The sequence below is a fragment of the Brevundimonas sp. genome, assembly GCF_041648055.1.
Classification (GTDB): Bacteria; Pseudomonadota; Alphaproteobacteria; order Caulobacterales; family Caulobacteraceae; genus Brevundimonas.
The window spans coordinates 1-4161 of the sequence record NZ_JBAZPS010000024.1 but is presented as its reverse complement, the minus strand read 5'-3'; the positions used below and the strand labels follow the sequence as shown (position 1 = coordinate 4161).

At 62.7% G+C, this 4161-nt stretch carries 4 protein-coding genes and 1 tRNA gene; 1 reads left to right on the top strand and 4 read right to left on the bottom strand.

Translation table 11 applies throughout. The features are described 5' to 3' along the window. Nucleotides 1–407: 407 nt before the first annotated feature. The 4 genes from WC585_RS17140 to WC585_RS17125 form a co-directional block, all read right to left on the bottom strand. Complete coding sequence (locus WC585_RS17140; RefSeq protein ID WP_373259216.1) at nt 408–1640, bottom strand: type II toxin-antitoxin system HipA family toxin; 1233 nt, start codon at nt 1638–1640, stop codon at nt 408–410. Between the two features lie 2 nt (nt 1641–1642). After that, the gene (locus WC585_RS17135) at nt 1643–2254 is read right to left on the bottom strand and encodes a helix-turn-helix domain-containing protein (RefSeq protein WP_373259215.1); all 612 of its coding nucleotides are present in this window, start codon (nt 2252–2254) and stop codon (nt 1643–1645) included. Nucleotides 2255–2762: 508 nt separating this feature from the next. Beyond that, a tRNA-Gly gene (locus tag WC585_RS17130) sits at nt 2763–2837 on the bottom strand. Between the two features lie 220 nt (nt 2838–3057). Next, on the bottom strand, nt 3058–3840 hold the full coding sequence (locus WC585_RS17125; protein WP_373259214.1) for an SDR family NAD(P)-dependent oxidoreductase: 783 nt from the start codon (nt 3838–3840) through the stop codon (nt 3058–3060). A gap of 55 nt (nt 3841–3895) precedes the next feature. On the opposite strand from WC585_RS17125, the gene WC585_RS17120 reads away from it, so the two are divergent. Beyond that, nucleotides 3896–4161: YkvA family protein (locus tag WC585_RS17120; RefSeq protein ID WP_373259213.1), on the top strand; the 266-nt coding region annotated here is incomplete at its 3' end.

Genomic DNA, 4161 nt, shown 5'->3' with positions numbered 1-4161 from the left:
TCGGGCTACGCCCTCCCTACGCCCCAACCCTCGCAAGCGGTGCGCTCGTGACGTCCATCACGAACCCCAAAAGGGGGTCCCTATTGCACGCCGATAGGGGGTCCCTTTTAGACGCCGATTGACAGCCGTTGCGTCCCGAACATCACGCTGACTGGGGTCATTCACATCGGGGGGAAGGACCTCAAAAATCCGATCGACGCCATGTCTCAGGTCGGCTAGCCGGCGGCTCAGGCCATGCTGCATCATTTCCCTGGCGCGTGCCGACTCGAAGAGATGCGCAAAGAGACGGCGTGTGAGCGCGGATTCGCGCTCAAGCCATTCCGCGTGCATCTCGCCGATTTCCCATATCTGGTCTGGCGTGTAGGGCATGCACGCTCCCGCTCCGCAAAACTTCGCGTCCTCGTCTCCTACCTGTTTCGCGCTATGGGCACGATGCCAAGGAGCCGATCGATCTCGGCGGCGAGGTCGTCAGAAATCGGCAGATGTTGGCGTTCAGCGCCCCAAACCTCGTGGAATCGATCGACGGCCTGGGCGGCCTCGTCTCGCGCCAGCGCTTCAGGCAACCCGGCCTTGGCGGCCATGTAGATCACCTCGTCCAGGCTGAACTCTGCCATCCGCTTCGTTCGCGCGAACTTCAGCGCCATGCTGTCATCGGGCATGTAGACGGTCGTCGACAGGAAGTCGTAGCCCGGAGACAATTCGGGCGTGCGGCCGTCGCGATAGATCAGCGACCAGTTCTTCAGGTGCATGTCGGCATTGCCGATCAGGGTGTTGAACACCAGCCTCCGGATGAACTCGCGCACCCCGACTTCGCCGGTTTCGAGCCAGAGGACCTTCGCAAGGTAGCGATAAGACCCCTTGTCGTACTTTTCGCCCGGATAGACGCCGAAGACCTGGGCAAAGTCCTCGATATGGATGCGTCCGCCGTCCTCCCGGCGGTCGAACCGCCGGATGGCGAAGGCCTCCTCCTCGATCTTGCCTATCCCCTCCGGCAGCCCCTCGATCTGATCGAGCGGCACGAGTTCTACATCGGGGATATCCATGCCCATGGCGCTGGCCAGCCGCATCATTGAGAACTCATTGGCCGCCACGCCGCGAAATCGGATCGACGGCAGCTTGATGATCCAGTCCCCGCCGCGACCGCTCGCCGGAATCGTCAGGCCGCCCTGGGCCTTCTCGACGGCTGAGAACTTCAGCTGCACCCCCGCAAGGGAGAACCTCAGGGCGCCTTGACCCGCCGCGCCCTCATTCTTTTCATCCTCACGGTGTTCTTCGTCATCTTCATCAACGACGTCCTCCCCCAGCGGCCGCACGGTCACGGCGCCTGGCAGATCCGGCCCCAACACCTCAAGCAACGAGTATTCCCGCATCGCCTTGATGCCCGCGCGCTTGGCCAGGTAGTCGCGAAGCGTGCCTTCGGGCAGCAGGTTCGAAAAGAAGGGCATTAGCCGTGTCTGGGTCGGCCTATGATCGCGCAAAAGGCCGCCTTGCTCGCCCTTGAACGACAGGCTGAGGGTCGGTCGATCCGGGTCGTCCGCATAGGCGTCGTCGAACGAGAAGATAGATTGGTCACCGCCCAAAGCGGAGATCACGCCGACCTTCTGTTCATTGAGCAGGACTTCAAGGGCGTCGGCGGCCATCGTTAGTCCTCGTCATCAAGGCTGTAGGCGGGACGCTCCGTACGAGGCGCGTGCATCAGGGTATTTCTGAGTTGCTTCAGCCATGCCGCAGCATCCCTGTAGGTCTGCGCGTGGCTGGGGCGTTCGGCCGGGGGATAGTTCAGGAAGCCTTCCAGGTTGATCCTCAGCCGTTCCAGGTCGGCCGTGCGGACGGCCCCGCGCAAAGCCGGCGCGAGCGGCTCCAGGTCGTGAAGGCTGGAAGCGATAGAGGCGATGTCTTCACGCCCGGGTGCGGCCTGCTGGGCCCGTTCGGCCAAGAGACGCAAGGCCGCCAAAAGCTTTCTGGCCGATCTCTCGTCCAACCGCTCTTCGGCCGAGCGAACCGCCGCCTCAACGGCGACAAGCGCGGATCTCGGGACGAGTTGCAGATCGAGATCGAGCGAGCGCGCCAGTTCGATCAGGGTCGACACCTGCAGATCCACCTCTCCGTTTTCAATCCGGGAGATTTGCGCCTGGGTTAAATGCGCACGGGCGCTGAGGTCGCGCTGGCTCCAGCCTTTGGCCAGGCGCGCTTGACGGATCGTTTCCGTTAGCGACCCCAAGCTATATCGTTTTGATATCTTATTCTGCATCATTAGGCCCATCTGATACAGCGCTATACATCACCCACCCAGCCTCGGTCGAGAGATGATATATAATCACACATCAAACACCTTATTAGATATCTAATTATGTATCAGAACGCGCGCCTATCTCAAAGGACCTGATATCGGCGAGTTCTCACCACAGGCTCGTCTCCAAGCAATTTGCCGATCAGCACCAGCTTCGCCTCACCAAGCCTCAAACCAAGGCGCTGAGTGAGGGAAAAAATCGAGCATGTCCGAAATTTGTATGCAAATTTCGGACATCCCAGCCGCGAATCTAACTTCGGATCTCAGAGGCCAAAGCAGCACGCTTAGAGATCTGGCAGCACCGAACCCGTGATTCAGCAACCGAAGTCCGCTTCAAGCCGCGACATTTTGGCACGCACGTCAGACCTCATGCGCTCATCAATCTGATGACCATGTGATGACCGGATGATTTGGTGAAAAAAATCGGGGCTTGCCGTAGAACGACAAGCCCCTGATTTTATTGGTCTCGACTTGGAGCGGGCGAAGAGATTCGAACTCTCGACCCCAACCTTGGCAAGGTTGTGCTCTACCACTGAGCTACGCCCGCACTCCGTAGGAGCTAGGTGCGCTCCCCGTCGAGGAGGGGGCGTATAGCGGAGGGTTGATCGGTCCTGCAAGCTCTTTTTTGCGACTATCGCGCTTCGCGCTATTTGGGCCGAATTCATGCCTAAACGGCCGAAGCCGGAACGCCCGTGCTCTCGCCGCCTGAGCGCTTTCGCGCTCAAGCAGCGAGCCGCCGCGCGGCGAGCGTAGCGCCCCTCCGCGCGTCAGCGCGGCGCCAAGCGTATAGCGCCGTCCAACCGGATGCACTCGCCGTTGATGTAGACGTTGCGCGCCAGCTCCAGCACCAGCGACGCATAGTCGGCGGGCGTGCCCAGGCGGCTCGGGAAGGGGATGGCGGCGGCCAGGGCGTCCTGGATCTTCTGGTCCATGCCGGCCATCATCGGCGTCCACATGATGCCGGGCAGGATGGTGTTGCAGCGCACCCCCTCCTGAGCCAGATCCCGCGCGACCGGTAGGGTCATGGCGTAGACGCCGCCCTTGGACGCCGAATAGGCCGCCTGGCCGATCTGGCCGTCCTGGGCCGCCACGGACGCCGTATTGACGATCAGGCCGCGTTCCCCGTCCGCCATCGGCTCCAGCGTCACCATGCCCGCCGCCGACTGCGACAGGACGCGGAAGGTGCCGAACAGATTGACCCGCACCGTGCGTTCGAACTGGGCCATGTCGTGGGCCTTGATCTCGCCGGTGTCCTTCTTGCGCGAGACGGTCTTCATGCCGGTGGCGATGCCGGCGCAGTTGACGGTCAGCCGCTCCTGGCCGTGGGCGGCGCGGGCCTTGGCGAAGGCGGCGGCGACCGAGGCGTCGTCGGTGACGTCCACCTGGCAGAAGACGCCGCCGATCTCGGCCGCGATCGCCTCGCCCTTCTCGGCGTTCAGGTCGAACAGGGCCACCTTGGCCCCGGTGGCGGCGATGGCGCGCGCCGTGCCTTCGCCCAGACCCGAGGCGCCGCCCGTGACCACGGCGGAAATGGTGCTGTCGAGTTTCATCCCGGTCATTCCTATGTTGTATTGAACCTGAGTTTCGTTTGAGGATTTAGCGGCCATGAGCGCCAAAGCCAAACCCGTCGACGCCCTGGACCCGCGAAAGGCCCTCGTGCCCTCTGTGGTCAAGGTCAACGAGGTGCGCGTCGCCAAGGGCTTCTGGCCCAAGATCCAGCGCACGGCCGCCCGCATCCCCTTCGCCGATCAGGCCCTGGCGGCCTGGTACGCCGCGCGCGACCCGGCCACGCCCCTGCCCGCCAAGGGCATGATCTTCGCCGGCCTGGCCTATTTCATCATGCCGATCGACGCGATCCCCGACCTGTTCGC

Bases quoted from the DNA above. Each gene is read 5' to 3' on its own strand.
- WC585_RS17140 (WP_373259216.1), bottom strand. From the start codon at position 1,640: ATGGCCGCCGACGCCCTTGAAGTCCTGCTCAATGAACAGAAGGTCGGC.
- WC585_RS17135 (WP_373259215.1), bottom strand. From the start codon at position 2,254: ATGATGCAGAATAAGATATCAAAACGATATAGCTTGGGGTCGCTAACG.
- WC585_RS17125 (WP_373259214.1), bottom strand. From the start codon at position 3,840: ATGAAACTCGACAGCACCATTTCCGCCGTGGTCACGGGCGGCGCCTCG.